The following is a 14609-nucleotide window of genomic DNA, read 5'->3' as shown; positions in this document are numbered from 1 at the left end:
TTCGTATGGGAGGGAACGCGTAAATGAAAGCAACCGGCATTGTACGCCGCATCGATGATCTTGGACGCGTCGTTATTCCGAAAGAGATCCGCCGCACCCTGCGCATCAGGGAGGGCGACCCGTTGGAAATCTTCACCGATCGCGACGGCGAGGTCATCTTCAAAAAATATTCCCCCATGGGGGAGCTTGGTACGGTCGTCGCCGAACTGGCGGAGGCGCTGGCGCGCACCGCGGGCATGAGCTGCGCGATCTGTGACCGCGACGCGGTCATCGCCGCGGCAGGCGGAGCGAAAAAGGACATCCTGGAAAAGAGCATCTCGCCCGACCTGGAGCTTGTGATGGAGCAGCGCGCCACCTATGAGCGCGGCGTAGGAGAGACGCAGGATATCGCGATCACCGCAAATGACGTGTATAATGTGATCGTCGCCGTGCCGATCATCACGGATGGGGACGTAACGGGCTGCGTCGCCTTTGTCGGCGAGGAGGAAAACGCCTCTGCGGACGAGGTGGCGGTCAAGCTGTGCCAAACGGCGGCCCAGTTCCTGTCCAAGCGTCTTGGGCTGTAAGGGGGCGCGCCGGATGGGCAGAAAGAACGGAGAAGAACGCCAGCCAAAAGCGTTCCCGCAATATGATGAGGCGGGGCATGTGGATTCCGCGGCGGTCGCGCCGCTCCCGCCATATCCGCAGAGCATGGTGCAGCGGGGCGATCCGGCGGCGACCGAATATACCGAACGGTATTGCAAACCCAGGGAAAAAAGGTAATATGGGCGGAAACAGGCTGTTTTTACAGCCTGTTTTTCCGTTTTCTGTTTCCTTTGGAGGAAAAGAATGACGATTTGTTCACAAAGTGGGTATACAAAATGACGGGATAAGCAGGGTCTAAAACAAATTTTTTTGATTTTTGGACAAATTTTTTGCGTTTTAGGCTTGCTTATTGGGGGCCAAAAACAGTATAATCTAATTTGCAAGACTATGCGTTCAACATGGTCTGCCGATTTCATTAGTAGATGGAACCGAACCCGCGGTTCGGTTCTTCTTGCGCAAAAAACTAGAGAGGTGAAAAACATGGTGTATTCGTTCCGTGGCGGCATTCACCCCGGCACCCACGCAGACCCGGGGTATAAATCCGCGACAAACACCAAGCCGATCGAGAAACTGGCGCTGCCCGACCAGGTCATCCTGCCCGTTTCCATGCACATCGGCGCCCCGGCAAAGCCGATCGTTTCCGTCGGCGATACCGTGGATCTGGGACAGCCCATCGCGGAAGCCGGCGGCTTTGTCAGCGCTCCTGTCCATGCAACCGTGTCCGGTAAGGTAAAGGCGGTCGAACCCCGCCTGCATCCGAACGGCAGCAAGGTCCTGTCCATCGTGATCGAAAACGACGGGGAGGACCGTCCGCATGAGTCCGTACATCCGTATGATTTCGCATCCATGTCCAACGAAGAGCGTATCGAGTGCATCCGTTCGGCCGGTATCGTCGGCCACGGCGGCGCAACATTCCCCACGCACGTCAAAATCCAGTCCGGCATCGGCAAGTGCGATACGGTCATCATCAACGCGGCCGAGTGCGAGCCGTACATAACTTCAGACCACCGCCTGCTGCTCGAGCGTCCGGAGGAGGTCGTCGGCGGGCTGAAGATGCTGGCCGACATTATGGGGGTTCAGAACGCGATCATCGCGGTCGAGGAAAATAAGACGGACGCATTCCCGGGCATTGAAAAGCTGATCGCGGACGACCCGCGCCTCAAGCTGTACCCGCTCAAGTGCAAATACCCGCAGGGCGCAGAAAAGCAGTTGATCAATGCCTGCACGGGCCGCGAGGTGCCGTCCGGCAAGCTGCCGGCCGACGCGGGCTGCGCGGTATTCAACGTCGACACCGCGGGAGCGGTTTACCGCCGCTTTACGACCGGTATGCCGGTCATCCGCCGTATCGTAACGGTTTCGGGTTCCGCGATTGCGGAGCCGAAGAACCTTGAAGTACGCATTGGCACGCAGGTCGAAAAGCTGATCGACGCATGCGGCGGTTTCAAGGAGGCCCCTAATAAGCTTCTGATGGGTGGCCCGATGATGGGCGTTGCCCAATACTCGCTCGAAATCCCGATTTTCAAGGGTACGAATGCGTTCCTTGCATTCGCAGGGGACGAGGATAAGCGCGTGGCCGACCCGCAGTGCATCCGCTGCGGCAAGTGCATCAACGCCTGCCCGATGCACCTGCTGCCGGTCTATATGAACGTATACGGCAAGCAGGAGGACTTGGATAACGCGGTTGAGTGCGGCATGCTGGACTGCATCGAGTGCGGCTCGTGCGCCTATGTGTGTCCGGCCCGCATTCCGCTGGTCGCGCAGTTCCGCCTGACCAAGGGCAAGATCCAGGCCAAGCGCATGGCGGAAAAGGCCAAGGCCGATGCCGAAAAGGCAAAGGCAGAGGCGGAAAAGAAGTAAGGAGGGGAAACGAAAATGTATGATCTGAGTAAAGTCGTCGTCACCTCCTCGCCCCATATCAAGGCAGGGGACGATACCCGCAGCCTGATGCTCGACGTGCTGATCGCGCTGCTGCCCGCGCTTTGCGTGGCGGTTTATACCTTTGGATGGCGCGCGCTCGTCCTGACAGTCATCTCCATGGTTGCCTGTGCAGTATTCGAGACGATCTATAATAAAATTGTCGGCCACCCCAACACGGTCGGCGACCTGTCGTGCTTCGTCACAGGCGTTCTGATCGCGTTCAACGTGCCGGTATCCGCCCCGTGGTGGATGGTTGTGTTCGGCGCGCTGTTCGGCATCATCATCGTCAAGATGCTGTTCGGCGGCATCGGTAAGAACTTCATGAACCCGGCGCTCGGCGCGCGCGCGTTCATGATGGCTTCCTGGGCCGGCCTGATGACCACCTGGACCGCGCCGCACGCGAATCTCCCGCTGCTCGGCACGGTCAGCCTGACCGACGCGATTTCCACGGCGACCCCGCTGGCCTCGCTCAAGAACGGCGTCCTGCCGGACGCGACGCTGATGGATATGTTCCTTGGCCAGACCGGCGGTGTGATCGGTGAAACGTCTGCGCTTGCGCTGATCGCAGGCGGTCTGTATCTGCTGTGGCGCAAGGTCATCACCATCAATATCCCCGCAGCGTACATCCTGACCGTTGCGGTCGTTACATTCCTGTTCCCGATGGGAGACGTATCCCGTGTGCAGTGGATGCTGTACCAGGTGCTGTCCGGCGGCCTGATGCTCGGCGCGATTTTCATGGCGACCGATTACGTCACCAGCCCGGTCACGCCGCGCGGTCAGATCATCTTCGGCATCGGCTGCGGCCTGCTGACGGTGTTCATCCGCTATTTCGGCGGCCTGCCGGAAGGCGTGTCGTACTCCATCCTGATCATGAACACGCTGGTTTGGGCGATCGACAAGGCCACCCATCCCCGCAAGTTCGGTTATGCGCTGGATAAGAAGAAGGAGGCACAGTAAATTATGGATAGCAGCAAAAAGGGCGGCGGCATTCTGATGCTGGTCGTCGTACTGGGCCTGATCACCTTTGTATGCGCCCTGCTTCTGGGCTTTACCAACGGCGTGACCAAGGATAAGATCGAGCAGAACGGTATTGAGACCCGCAACGAGGCTATGAGCGCCATCATTGCGGACGCGGAAAGCTTTACCGACGTAGAGGTCGGCGAGGAATGGACCGCGCCGGCGGATAAGAATCAGCCGGCAATCAGCGGCGTATACGCGGCAGAGGCGGGCGGCGAGACGATCGCCTACTGTGTAGAAGTAAAGCCCAAGGGCTTCGGCGGCGAGCTGACGCTGATCGTCGGCGTCAACACGGACGGCACCATCGCGGGCGCGCAGGTAACGGCGCATGGCGAGACCCCGGGCCTGGGCGCCAAGGCGCAGAGCGATAAGAACTGGATCACCCAGTTCGCGGGCCAGCCGGCGGATGGCAGCCTCGCAGTCTCCAAGGACGGCGGCACGATCAACGCCATCACCGGTTCCACCATCACGTCCCGCGCAGTGACCCTCGGCGTCAACACCGCGGCCAACTGCGTTGCAAGCTTGGGTTAAAGGAGGAACAGCCAAATGAAATTTTCTGAACAGCTGAAAGCGGGCGTCATCCTCGACAACCCGATCTTCATGCAGACCATCGGCCTGTGTCCCGCACTGGCCACCACGACCTCGCTGTCCAACGCTATCGGCATGGGCGTTGCGGCGACCGTTGTACTGATCTGCTCCAACGTGGTTATCTCCGCGCTGCGCAAGTTTATTCCGGATAAGATCCGTATTGCGTGCTTTATCACCATTATCGCAACCTTTGTTACCATGATTGATCTGGCGCTGCAGGCGTTCGTACCCAGCCTTGCGGCTTCGCTGGGACTGTTCCTGCCGCTGATCGTGGTTAACTGCATTATCCTCGGCCGTGCCGAGGCGTACGCTTCCAAGAATAAGGTCCTCCCCTCCGCGCTGGACGGCGTGTGCATGGGTTTGGGCTTTGGCTTCGCGCTGGTCCTGATGGGCTTCTTCCGCGAGCTGCTGGGCGCGGGTACGGTGCTGTCCGGCCTGTCCACCCTGCTGCCTTTCCTGAGCTTCATTCCGGCGGAAGGCTTCGCCATCCCCGGCCTGAGCGCCAACCCGGCGGTCATGATGATCCTGCCGGCGGGCGGCTTCCTGATGATGGGTTTCATCTTCGCGGTGATCCAGAAGGTCATGGCCGGAAAGGAGGACAAGTAAATGTTTAACTTCCCTGATGCAATGGGCTTGACCGAGGTGCTGTCGCTCGCGGTGGCGGCCGTGCTGGTCAACAACTACATCCTTGTCCAGTTCCTGGGCTGCTGCTCGTTCTTCGGCGTTTCCAAAAAGACCGATACGGCCATCGGCATGGGCATGGCGGTCGTGTTTGTTATGGCGCTGGCGAGCGCGGTTTCCTGGGCGGTATGGTACTTCATCCTCGACCCGCTCGGCTTGGAGTACATGCAGACCATCGCATTCATTCTGGTTATCGCGACACTCGTGCAGTTTGTTGAAATGTTCATGAAAAAGGCGATGCCCGCGCTGTATTCCGCGCTCGGCATTTTCCTGCCGCTGATCACCACCAACTGCGCGGTACTCGGCGCGGCGATCTCGAATATTGACAACGGTTATTCCTTTATTGGTTCGATGGTTTACGGCGTAGGCGCCGGCCTCGGCTACACGCTGGCGATCGTGCTGTTCGCTTCGATCCGCGAGCGTCTGGACGCAACGGCCCAATGCCCCAAGTGCTTTGAAGGCTTCCCGATCGCGCTGGTTTCCGCCGCGCTGCTCGCTATGTCTTTCATGGGCTTCTCCGGCCTGTCGATCTGGTAAGCAAGGAGGAGGATAAGAAATGGATACCATGAATATTGTTTACGCGGTCGCTGTCCTGTTTATCATGGGCATCGTGTTCGCGATCCTGCTCGGCGTGGCGGCCAAGGTGTTCGCCGTCGAGGTGGATGAGCGCGTACCGCTGGTTCGCGAGTGCCTGCCGGGCGCAAACTGCGGCGGCTGCGGCTACCCAGGCTGTGACGGCCTGGCGGCCGCGATCGTGGAAGGCACCGCGCCGGTCAACGGCTGTCCGGTCGGCGGCGCGGCGGCTGCCGCCAAAATCGCCGAGGTTATGGGCGTAGCGGTTGAAGCGGGCGAGCGCAAGGTGGCGCATGTTTACTGCAACGGCGGCTGCAACGCGGTCGATAAGACCAAGTATGAGGGCTTGCAGGACTGCACCGCTGCGATGCGCGTCGCGGGCGGCCCCAAGGCTTGTGCGTACGGCTGCATGGGCCTCGGCTCGTGCGTCAAGGCGTGCGCGTTCGACGCCATTCATGTGGTGGACGGCGTTGCCAAGGTTGATACCGAAAAGTGCGTGGCCTGCGGCAAGTGCGTCGCGGCCTGCCCGAAGAAGCTGATCGACCTGGTTCCGGAATCCAAGAAGGTCCACGTCAACTGCGTGAACAAGGATAAGGGGCCGGAGGTCATGAAGGTCTGCGCGAGCGGCTGCATCGGCTGCAAGATGTGTGAAAAGACCTGCAAGTTTGACGCAATCCATGTGATCGACGGCGTTGCCAAGATCGATTACGACAAGTGCAAGAACTGTAAGATGTGCGCCAAGGCCTGTCCAAAGGGCTGCATCGAGCCTGTCCCGACCGAAGAGGAGAAGGCAAAGTTCAAGGAGATGCAGGCCAAGCAGGCTGCCGCCGCCAAGGCGAAGGCCGAGGCTGCAAAGGCCGCTGCCGCTGAAAAGGCGACTGAGGAACAGTAATGGATTATCTGCATCCCAAGCTGGATGACGCTGCTATCGCCCGCATGTCGAGCCTCGCGCTCGCCCATGTGGGCGATGCCGTTTATGAGGTCATGGTGCGCACCTGGCTGGCGTGCGGCGGCATGCAGACCGCGCGCAACCTGCACAGACATACGGTCGCGCTGGTGCGCGCCTCCGCGCAGGCGGAGGCGGCGCAGCGCATCCTTCCCCTGCTTGACGGGGAGGAACAGGACGTGTACCGTCACGGCCGCAACGCAAAGCCCAAGAGCGTGCCGCGCTCCTCGTCTGTTGCGGAATATGCGCAGGCGACCGCGCTCGAAGCGCTGTTCGGCTGGCTGTACCTTAAACAGAGGTATGGCCGCATCAACGAGCTGTTCGGCGTGATCGCGGAGGGGTTTCAGTGAAAAAGCGCCCCGTACTTTTGTACGGGGCGCTTTTATATCGTGAAGAAGTATCAAAAGGATAGGGTGACAGAATACCCAAGATAGTGAAAGGTATCAAAAGCACCAATGAACCAACCGACGAAAATGCCAAGCAAAAAAACCAAAAAAAAACAATAACAATGTAAGCAAGTGTTTTTTGATCCAAGTTATCATGATACCCATCTCCTGTGGTTATACTATATAATATTTTGTATGATAAATCAATATTAAGTATAATTTAATGGTATGCTGGATAACAAGAGGTGAGCGAAGTGAGGCCGTTGAAGGAACGAGTAACGATTACACTGGACAGCGATATTGTTGCCCGCCTGCGTGAATTGGCTGATGAAGATGCCCGCCCGTTTTCCCAGTACATCAACGTGATCTTACGAAAATACCTGCATGCGTTGGACAAAAAGAAACCGTCCGGAGAATAAAACAGGCAGGGGGCCGCGGCTCCCTGCCTGTTTTTTCGGTGTTATTCGTCTGCTTCGCGTTCCCGCTGTTCCTCGCGCTTGAGCCGCTGCTCGTTGGCGTATACGCGGCTTTGCAGGCGGCAAAGCTCCTGCGCGAGCGGATCGGGCAGGTTGACCTGGTCGAGATCGTAGGACGGGGAGGAAACGCGCTGCCCGTCAATCTTGACCACGCGCGCCTTGACGCCCACGACCGTGGAATTGGGTGGCACTTCCTGCAGCACCACCGCGTTCGCGCCGATGCGGCTGTTATCGCCCACGGTGAACGGGCCGAGCACCTTGGCGCCGGTCGCGATCAGCACGTTGTTGCCGATGGTCGGGTGGCGCTTGCCGGTGTCATGGCCGGTGCCGCCGAGCGTGACCCCGTGGTAGATCGTGCAGTCGTCTCCAATCTCAGCGGTTTCGCCAATGACGATGCCCATGCCGTGGTCGATGAACAGGCGGCGGCCGATGGTCGCGCCCGGATGGATCTCGATGCCGGTCATATGGCGGGCAAACTGGGAAAGCGCCCGCGCAAGGAAAAAGAGCTTGTGCTGATACAGCCAGTGTGCCTGGCGATGGTAGATCAGCGCGTGGAAGCCCTGGTACAGCAAAAAGACCTCCAGTGTTGTGCGTGCGGCGGGATCGCGGTCGCGGATTGAGCGCGCATCGTCCAGCAGGCCCTGAAAAATCATAAAGCATACATCCTATCGTTTGGGTATGAAATCGCTACAGTATCCATTATAGCGGTATTTGGGCAAAAATTCAAACACTACGTTGAATTTTGCGAAAAAAGTGGTATAATGTAAGAAGATTTTGCTGAATGAGGTACGAAAATTATGAAAATTACTGTCATGGGGCTGGGCTACATCGGCCTGCCGACCGCGATCACGCTGGCCGAGGCAGGGTTTGAGGTCTGCGGCTTTGACGTGAACGAAAAAACGATTGAGACGCTCAAGGGCGGCCATATTCATATCGTGGAGCCGGGCCTGCAGGAAGCGTTCGAGAAGGCGGTCGCCCACGGGCATCTGCATTTTTCCTCCAAGCTGACCCGATCGGATGTGTTCTATATCGCCGTGCCGACACCGTTCTACCAGGACGAAACCGGCAGCCACAAGGCTGACCTGAAATTCGTGGAGTCCGCGGGCCGCATGGCGGGCAAGGTGATCGAACCGTCCAATCTGGTCATTCTGGAATCCACCGTGCCGCCGCATACGACCGAGATGCTCGCGCGCGTGCTGGGCGAGGAGTCCGGCATCGATATGAACCGGCTGCACGTCGCGCATTGTCCGGAGCGCGTCATCCCCGGCAATATGATGTACGAGCTGAAGAACAACGATCGCATCGTTGGCGCGCGCACACCGGAAGCCGCCGAGATGGCGGCGTCCATCTATGAGAAGGTGCTGGAAAAGGGGGTCGTCCACAAGACTGACGACCTGACCGCCGAAATGTGCAAGCTGACCGAAAATACCTTCCGCGATGTCAATATTGCTTATGCCAACGAGCTGTCGGTCATTTGCGACAAAATGGGGATCGACGTGTTCGAACTGATCAAGCTGGCCAACTGCCATCCGCGCGTCAATATCCTGACGCCGGGCGTGGGCGTGGGCGGCCACTGCATCGCGGTAGATCCGTGGTTCATCTATGAGCAGTTTCCGGCCGAGGCCAAGGTTATCCTCGCCGCGCGCGAGCGCAACGAGAACAAGCCGCACTTTGTCGCGGGCAAGGTGGTATCCTCGCTCGCCAGGGTGACGGATACGGTCGGCGTGCTCGGCCTGAGCTATAAGCCGGATGTGGACGACCTGCGCGAGTCCCCCTCGATCGAGCTGTGCCATATTCTACAGGAAAAAGGCGTGAATGTGATCGCCTGCGAGCCGTTCGCAAAAGACGGCGAGGTGCAGGGCATCCCGAATGTACCCTTTGCGGAGGTTTTGCAGAAAGCGGACTATTTGGTGATTACATTGGGACATACTTTGTTTAAAGATAACAAAAAGTTGATTGCTGAAAAGCCGTATTACGACTGTGTCGGCTTGATGGAATAAACAAACAACGGAAAACGGCACAGCGGAACGCTGTGCCGTTTTTTCATCCCGCGGACGGCCCTGTATGTGGTTTACAAATTGAAAACAGGGCGTGGGTTCGGTGGGAAATTTCCGTAAGATAGAGTAAAGACAGATGGGGAAAGGGGGCGGCGGTATGGATGACAGAATCACCGAGCTGCTGTCCGCGGGCGACCAGGAGGGTATCGCCCTGCTGCAGAAGCAGTACGGCAATATGGTGCGGTACATCGTGCGTGGTATCCTGCGGGACGAGCAGGATGTGGAGGAATGCGTCAGCGACGTCTACCTGCGCGTTTGGGACCGGTTCGGCACATTCCGGAGCGATCGGGGCAGCCTTGCGGCCTGGGTGACCGCGGTGGCCCGCAACACGGCGGTGGATTGCCTCCGGCGGCGGCATACGCCAGAGGAGACACTGGAGGAGCGGACGGGCGCGTCCCCCTCGCCGGAGGAGGAAGTGCTGCGTCGGGAACGCGCCGCACAGCTCCGGCGCGCGGTGGATGCGCTGAGCAACAACGAAAGGCTGCTGTTTTACCGCAAGTATTATTATCTGCAGTCCACCGCGCAGATCGCCGCCGAGCTGGGCTTGACCGAGCGGGCGGTCGAAGGGCGACTGTACCGCCTGCGCGGCCGGCTGCGCAGGCTGATGGGAGGTGATGCGCTATGACCGGACGGGAACAGGAGGAATTCGACCGTTATCTGGAACAGGAGCTTGGGGAAGCCCTGCCGCGCGAGAGCGCGGTCGGGGAGGTCAATCCTTGGGACACGCCCATCCGCTATATCGTCTGGGGCGTGATCCTCACGCATATTGGGCTGGAATTCCTGTACCTGCAATACCTGATGCCTATGATCGGCGTGCTGCTGTCCTACCTGGGCTTCCGGTCGCTGCGGCGGTGCGGCGCGGGGTTCCGCGCGGCATGGGCGCTGGCCCTTGCAGAACTGGTCTGGCAGGCAGTGTATCTCGGCCTTTTGGTCACGCCGCACCTGCCGGAGGGATCGTGCGCCGTCGCCCTTGGCCTTGTGCATACGGCGGCGGGGATCGTACAGCTTTGCGCGCTGCGGGCGGGCCTCCGGCGCGTGTACGAGCAGGCAGGCGTCGCACCCGAGGGCGACCCGCTCCGCTCGGCGGTTGTCTGGCAGCTCATGTGCGTTGCGCTGGCGCTGTCGCCGCTGTCGCACAGCTGGCTGGCGGGGATTCCGATGCTCGTTGCGTTTGTTGTGATTGTCAAAGCCATGTTCCGCATCAGCGACGGGCTGGGCGACGCGGGCTACTGCCTGACCGCTGCGCCGGTGCAGGTGAGCGGCAAGCGCTTCGGCTGGTGCTATGTTGCACTGTGCGCGGCGTTGGTGGTGGGCGGCAGCCTGTGGGTCAACCATCCCCGGCTGGACGCGCAGCCGCGGCCCACGCCTGAGATGGCGGCGGAGCGGCAGGCGTTGGCGGCGCTCGGCATGCCGGAGAACGTGGCGGCCGACTTGTCCGACGAGCATGTGGCCGTGCTGGAGGGCGCGCTCTATGTGGAAAGCGTTCAGGAACAGATGCTTTTTGACCCGGGCGAGGGCCGCGTCAGCAACATGCCGGAGAATTATCCGGAGGGTTATTCCGAGAGCGCGGAATGGATGGATGTCAGCGCCGTGTATATCGAGCTGCCGGGCAACCGCATGGCGGTGCTCAACCACTTTGCATGGCGGCGGGGCGCGGCCTGGTGGGGCGATGCGCTGGCGCTGCTGTGGCAGGATGAGCCGGCGGAGCTGATTGGCGGCGTCCTGCTCTATGAAAAGGACGGGCAGAGCTATACGGCCGCGATGCCCAACCTCAAAAACGAAATGGTGACCACGACCGATTGGGTTTTCGGCGTACAGACCGCGCCGCGCATCACCGGCACGGTCAGTTACCCGTTCGGCGCGCAGGCGCAACGCGGCTACACGCTGTATATCATCGAGCTGGAAGGCAGCAACGTGTTCGGCGGCGCGAACCTGATTTACTGCCACCGCCGGCAGCCGGTCAGCCTCCCGTACCGCGCGCCGGAAGAGCTGACGCAGGGGTGGAGCGGAAAAAATCTGCAGAACAGCTATACCAATTACGCGACACGGGAATACCGCGAGTGGGAGAAGAACGACGGCGCTTTGTGACGTTTTTGTGTTTTTCCTTGTATAGAACGGAAAACAGTGCTATAATAACAAAAGTCTGTTTAGTTTTTTGCAATACAAGGAGAGTCGGAATATGAACAAATGGGTACAGCGTATTGCCGCGCTGGTCGTTTTGCTGGCAATCGTACTGGGCATCACCTACTGGCAGGGCTCCAAGGTATCGGTTTCCTATCAGCCGATGGGGGAGGATTCGCCTGTCGTGATGACGGTCAACGGCGATGAGGTCAGGGCGGAGGAATTCGCAACCTACATGATCTATAACATGAAGTACTACGAAAACATGTATTCACAGTACGGCATGATGGGCCTGTGGAGCGACGACAGCTCGGCCGAGATGCTGGGCGTGATGATGCCGGGCTTTGCCAAGGACCAGGCGGTCTACTCGCGCGTTGTGCTGGAGCAGTTTGAAAAGGCCGGTCTGGAGCTGTCCTACAGCAACCAGAAAGAGCTGTCTACCCTGCGTAAGGACACCATTGACCAGGCAGGCGGCTACGACGGCTATCTGCAGAAGATCGCGCAGCTCGGCTTCAACGACCAGACCTATATGAATTTCCTGTATATCACGCAGTGCTACTCCGCGCTCAACGAGTATTATTACGGCTCGGACGGGATCGACAAGCCGACGGACGAGGAGTTGATGGAGCACTTCCGCGACAACTACATCTCGGCCAAGCATATCCTGATCCTGACCGTCGACCCCTCGACAGGCGAGACGCTCCGCACGGACGAGGAGGCCAGGGCGCTGGCGCAGTCCATCCTGGACCGCATCAACGCGGGCGAGGACTTTGACGCCCTGATGAACGAATACAGCGAGGACGGCGGCTTGGAAGGCAATCCGGACGGGTATATCTTTACCGAGGGCGATATGGTCACACCGTTCTACGAGGGCGCCAAGGCGCTGGCAGAGGGCGAGGTTTCCGACCTTGTCAAGAGCGACTACGGCTATCATATCATCCAGCGCACGGCGCTCGATTACGAAAACCAGTTCATCAATTACCAGGCTGACCTGGCCACGCAGATGGGCCGGACGATGGACACGCTCCTCAGCCAGTGGATGACCGAAGCAGAGGTCGAAACCACCGACGTGTACGACGAGATCAACTATAAGAACGTATACGATTACGCGCCGGCAGGGGTCGCGGAGATCCTGAACGGCTCGGACTCGGACGACAGCGCAGCTTCGGATGAAGCGGCGGCGGACGACGCGGCTTCCGATGACGCGGCCGCGGAATAAGCGGAAAAATCAAAAAGGACGCTCCGGCGGGAGCGTCCTTTTTTGCTGCGGAAAACGGGCGTCAGGGCTCCGCAAGCAGCCAGGGAAGCGGCGTGCGGCCGAAAAAGCTGTTGTGGAACAGGGCGAGCGCCTCCCAGGTGGCGCGGTCGGTCACGCCGTTCTGCGGCAGCAGGAACACCCCCTGGGCCAGGCGGACGGCGTCCGCTGTCGCGCGGTCGTACTCACCGGTGAGCGGAACGGGGACCACGGAGGAAAAATGCGGCACCGCCGAGGAAAGCAGGAGCTGCAGCACAAGCACGGACGGGCCTTTATCCCCGATGGCAAGCTGCGCGCCGGAACCGGCGGGGAAGAAAGAAACCGCGGCGGGCAGCGTGTCGCCCAGCAGCAGGAGCAGATAGGCCTGGTAGATCGCGGTCCATGTTTCATAGTCGGCCGTGCCGGTAACAGGCAGGCTGTGGCGGCGCTGGAAATCACGCACCGCCGCCGCGGTTTCCGGACCGAAGATGCCGTCCGGCGCCAACGGCTGAACGTACTCCTGATCGCGCTGGATGCGGCGCAGGAAGGTCTGCAGGTCAAAAATATGCGCGCGGCGCTGTGCTTCGCTGTACATCAGGCGCTCGCCTCCTCTCCCACCGGATAGCCGGGGTACTGCCCCTCGCTGGTTTGGCTGCCCGCGAGCACATCGCCGGCGAGCTGCGCCATATACTCCCAGGTCAGCGGGCCGATGGCGCCGGTGGCGGGCAGGCCGACCAGCGCCTGCACGACTGAGACCGCGTCGCGCGTCGCGGGGCCGAAAATACCGTCAACGCCGACGGCTGGCACCTCCGGATAGGCGCGCGCGATAATATTAATCACCTGCTGCGCCCGACGCACCTCCTCCCCGCGCATGCCTTCCACCAGGAAGATCTCGGGCAGGCCGGCAAGCTCCTGCAGCCATTCCTGCTCGGGGCGGGCCGCCAGAATGGACTGGTAGGTGGAGAGCAGCTCGTTCCAGGTCGTGCGGTCCACGGCGCCGGTCTCCGGCAGGCCCATCATGCGCTGATAGGCGGTAACGGCCTCGCGCGTCTGGGGGCCGAAAACCCCGTCGAGCTGATTGGGCTGCCAGCGGGGGAGCTGGTCGTAATATTCGCCCACTACAGCCAGAAAATATTGCAGAAGCTGCACACCCGGGCCGGTCGCGCCCTCGCGCAGCTCGGTCGGGAACTGACGCGAGACGTCCTCCAGCCGCAGGCCCTCGCTGTCCAGCTCGCTCAGCCGCTTGACATTGTTATATACGAAGGCGATGCGGTACCAGGTGGACTTGCCGACGATTCCGTCCACCGCGAGGTTGAACTGCCGCTGGAATGCGCGCACGGCGCGCTCGGTGTCCGCGTCAAAAATTCCATCCACGGGATAGATCTTAGGGATGTTGGGATAGTTGGTCGAGATGCGGTTGAGCCGGTTCTGGATGATGCGGACCTCCTCGGACACGTCGCCCAGCCGGAACGTGACGCCCGGCCAGGAGCCGCCGAGGTTGGGGGCGATGGGCGCGTTGCGCACAAAGTTGATGTCGTCCCCGTAAAAGGAGCGCACGATTTCCTCCGCGCTCATGCCCTGCTCGGCGAGCGGGACTGTACCCCACTGGCTCAGCCCGCCCGGGCAGGTCGTGGTCGTGCCGTTGCAGTACTGGGCGAACAGCGGCTCGATCGCCTCGCCGCGCGTCAGGTAGTTGTTGAACATATCGTCCACAATGGTGGAGATGTTCTCGAAGATATCGCGCCCGGGGACGAAGGACTGATCGTAGCGCGTGGAATTTGTGATGTCGAAATCATAGCCCTGCGCGCGGTACCATTCGGTAAACACGCGGTTGAGGGCATAGGATATCTGCGCGTAGATGTTGGCGCGGATCGCCTCCTCCGGCCAGGTGGGGTAGATCTCAGACGAGGCTACATTTTTGATATAGTCGGCAAAGGGAACGGTGATGTTCTGCGCGTTGGATGAGGGCGCGCCAAGATGCACGGTGATCGTTTCCGGAATAACGACGGGGGATTGTTCAGGCAATTT

17 protein-coding genes are annotated in these 14609 nt (G+C 60.1%); 14 read left to right on the top strand and 3 right to left on the bottom strand.

The annotated features are described in order from the left end of the window. The first annotated feature begins 23 nt into the window (after positions 1–23). The 10 genes from H8S45_RS12640 to H8S45_RS12595 all read left to right on the top strand — a co-directional run bounded on the left by H8S45_RS12640 (position 24) and on the right by H8S45_RS12595 (position 7112). Positions 24–566, top strand: coding sequence for a stage V sporulation T C-terminal domain-containing protein (locus tag H8S45_RS12640; RefSeq protein ID WP_107631130.1), 543 nt, complete (start codon positions 24–26; stop codon positions 564–566). A 13-nt stretch (positions 567–579) separates the two neighbouring features. Next, positions 580–762, top strand: coding sequence for a hypothetical protein (locus tag H8S45_RS12635; RefSeq protein ID WP_054327973.1), 183 nt, complete (start codon positions 580–582; stop codon positions 760–762). Positions 763–1065: 303 nt separating this feature from the next. Then, complete coding sequence (gene rsxC, locus H8S45_RS12630; RefSeq protein ID WP_107631129.1) at positions 1066–2442, top strand: electron transport complex subunit RsxC; 1377 nt, start codon at positions 1066–1068, stop codon at positions 2440–2442. A gap of 15 nt (positions 2443–2457) precedes the next feature. Next, positions 2458–3459: an RnfABCDGE type electron transport complex subunit D gene (locus tag H8S45_RS12625; protein ID WP_054327971.1), complete on the top strand. Its 1002-nt coding sequence runs from the start codon at positions 2458–2460 to the stop codon at positions 3457–3459. A gap of 3 nt (positions 3460–3462) precedes the next feature. Beyond that, positions 3463–4050 (top strand): RnfABCDGE type electron transport complex subunit G, encoded by a 588-nt coding sequence (locus H8S45_RS12620; protein ID WP_054327970.1) that lies wholly within the window; start codon positions 3463–3465, stop codon positions 4048–4050. A 15-nt stretch (positions 4051–4065) separates the two neighbouring features. Next, a complete protein-coding gene (rsxE, locus tag H8S45_RS12615; RefSeq protein WP_054327969.1) occupies positions 4066–4713 on the top strand; it encodes an electron transport complex subunit RsxE in 648 nt (215 codons plus the stop codon). Further along, positions 4714–5325 (top strand): electron transport complex subunit RsxA, encoded by a 612-nt coding sequence (rsxA, locus tag H8S45_RS12610; RefSeq protein ID WP_242977857.1) that lies wholly within the window; start codon positions 4714–4716, stop codon positions 5323–5325. It abuts the gene before it with no gap. Positions 5326–5344: 19 nt separating this feature from the next. Then, positions 5345–6253 carry an RnfABCDGE type electron transport complex subunit B gene (locus H8S45_RS12605; RefSeq protein WP_054327968.1) on the top strand — a complete coding sequence of 303 codons (909 nt, stop codon included), beginning with the start codon at positions 5345–5347 and terminating at the stop codon, positions 6251–6253. Next, entirely contained in the window at positions 6253–6657 is a 405-nt protein-coding gene (locus tag H8S45_RS12600) for a Mini-ribonuclease 3 (RefSeq protein ID WP_054327967.1), read from the top strand. The genes H8S45_RS12605 and H8S45_RS12600 overlap by 1 nt, the downstream gene beginning before the upstream one ends. Before the next feature lie 290 nt (positions 6658–6947). Further along, on the top strand, positions 6948–7112 hold the full coding sequence (locus H8S45_RS12595; protein ID WP_054327966.1) for a ribbon-helix-helix domain-containing protein: 165 nt from the start codon (positions 6948–6950) through the stop codon (positions 7110–7112). Positions 7113–7153: 41 nt separating this feature from the next. On the opposite strand, the gene epsC is transcribed toward H8S45_RS12595, so the two are convergent. Continuing rightward, a complete protein-coding gene (epsC, locus tag H8S45_RS12590) occupies positions 7154–7822 on the bottom strand; it encodes a serine O-acetyltransferase EpsC (RefSeq protein WP_054327965.1) in 669 nt (222 codons plus the stop codon). 144 nt (positions 7823–7966) lie between these two features. Between epsC and H8S45_RS12585 the strand changes: the two genes are divergently transcribed. The 4 genes from H8S45_RS12585 (at position 7967) to H8S45_RS12570 (ending at position 12566) form a co-directional block, all read left to right on the top strand. Further along, positions 7967–9169 (top strand): nucleotide sugar dehydrogenase, encoded by a 1203-nt coding sequence (locus tag H8S45_RS12585; protein ID WP_107631126.1) that lies wholly within the window; start codon positions 7967–7969, stop codon positions 9167–9169. A 154-nt stretch (positions 9170–9323) separates the two neighbouring features. Then, complete coding sequence (locus tag H8S45_RS12580) at positions 9324–9851, top strand: RNA polymerase sigma factor (RefSeq protein WP_159068093.1); 528 nt, start codon at positions 9324–9326, stop codon at positions 9849–9851. Next, positions 9848–11314, top strand: coding sequence for a hypothetical protein (locus tag H8S45_RS12575; protein WP_147574454.1), 1467 nt, complete (start codon positions 9848–9850; stop codon positions 11312–11314). Before H8S45_RS12580 ends, H8S45_RS12575 begins: the two co-directional genes overlap by 4 nt. A 91-nt stretch (positions 11315–11405) precedes the next feature. Further along, complete coding sequence (locus H8S45_RS12570; RefSeq protein ID WP_186950150.1) at positions 11406–12566, top strand: peptidylprolyl isomerase; 1161 nt, start codon at positions 11406–11408, stop codon at positions 12564–12566. A gap of 61 nt (positions 12567–12627) precedes the next feature. Here the strand turns inward: H8S45_RS12570 and H8S45_RS12565 are convergent, their stop codons facing one another. Together H8S45_RS12565 and H8S45_RS12560 are read right to left on the bottom strand one after the other, a co-directional pair. After that, positions 12628–13176: a peptidoglycan-binding domain-containing protein gene (locus H8S45_RS12565; protein WP_186950148.1), complete on the bottom strand. Its 549-nt coding sequence runs from the start codon at positions 13174–13176 to the stop codon at positions 12628–12630. After that, positions 13176–14606: a peptidoglycan-binding protein gene (locus tag H8S45_RS12560; RefSeq protein WP_186950146.1), complete on the bottom strand. Its 1431-nt coding sequence runs from the start codon at positions 14604–14606 to the stop codon at positions 13176–13178. Before H8S45_RS12560 ends, H8S45_RS12565 begins: the two co-directional genes overlap by 1 nt. Between the last annotated feature and the right edge of the window lie 3 nt (positions 14607–14609).

Origin of the sequence: Agathobaculum faecis, from assembly GCF_014287995.1 — a bacterium.
Taxonomy (GTDB): Bacteria; Bacillota; Clostridia; order Oscillospirales; family Butyricicoccaceae; genus Agathobaculum; species Agathobaculum ammoniilyticum.
Note: the sequence above shows the minus strand (reverse complement) of the source record. Positions and strands in the feature narration are given on the sequence as shown.

Excerpts from the sequence above, each read along its gene's own strand:
- H8S45_RS12585 (WP_107631126.1), top strand. The coding sequence starts at position 7,967 with ATGAAAATTACTGTCATGGGGCTGGGCTACATCGGCCTGCCGACCGCG.
- H8S45_RS12635 (WP_054327973.1), top strand. The coding sequence starts at position 580 with ATGGGCAGAAAGAACGGAGAAGAACGCCAGCCAAAAGCGTTCCCGCAA.
- rsxE (WP_054327969.1), top strand. The coding sequence starts at position 4,066 with ATGAAATTTTCTGAACAGCTGAAAGCGGGCGTCATCCTCGACAACCCG.
- H8S45_RS12580 (WP_159068093.1), top strand. The coding sequence starts at position 9,324 with ATGGATGACAGAATCACCGAGCTGCTGTCCGCGGGCGACCAGGAGGGT.
- H8S45_RS12625 (WP_054327971.1), top strand. The coding sequence starts at position 2,458 with ATGTATGATCTGAGTAAAGTCGTCGTCACCTCCTCGCCCCATATCAAG.
- H8S45_RS12565 (WP_186950148.1), bottom strand. The coding sequence starts at position 13,176 with ATGTACAGCGAAGCACAGCGCCGCGCGCATATTTTTGACCTGCAGACC.
- H8S45_RS12640 (WP_107631130.1), top strand. The coding sequence starts at position 24 with ATGAAAGCAACCGGCATTGTACGCCGCATCGATGATCTTGGACGCGTC.
- H8S45_RS12605 (WP_054327968.1), top strand. The coding sequence starts at position 5,345 with ATGGATACCATGAATATTGTTTACGCGGTCGCTGTCCTGTTTATCATG.
- H8S45_RS12575 (WP_147574454.1), top strand. The coding sequence starts at position 9,848 with ATGACCGGACGGGAACAGGAGGAATTCGACCGTTATCTGGAACAGGAG.
- H8S45_RS12620 (WP_054327970.1), top strand. The coding sequence starts at position 3,463 with ATGGATAGCAGCAAAAAGGGCGGCGGCATTCTGATGCTGGTCGTCGTA.
- rsxC (WP_107631129.1), top strand. The coding sequence starts at position 1,066 with ATGGTGTATTCGTTCCGTGGCGGCATTCACCCCGGCACCCACGCAGAC.
- epsC (WP_054327965.1), bottom strand. The coding sequence starts at position 7,822 with ATGATTTTTCAGGGCCTGCTGGACGATGCGCGCTCAATCCGCGACCGC.
- rsxA (WP_242977857.1), top strand. The coding sequence starts at position 4,714 with ATGTTTAACTTCCCTGATGCAATGGGCTTGACCGAGGTGCTGTCGCTC.
- H8S45_RS12600 (WP_054327967.1), top strand. The coding sequence starts at position 6,253 with ATGGATTATCTGCATCCCAAGCTGGATGACGCTGCTATCGCCCGCATG.
- H8S45_RS12570 (WP_186950150.1), top strand. The coding sequence starts at position 11,406 with ATGAACAAATGGGTACAGCGTATTGCCGCGCTGGTCGTTTTGCTGGCA.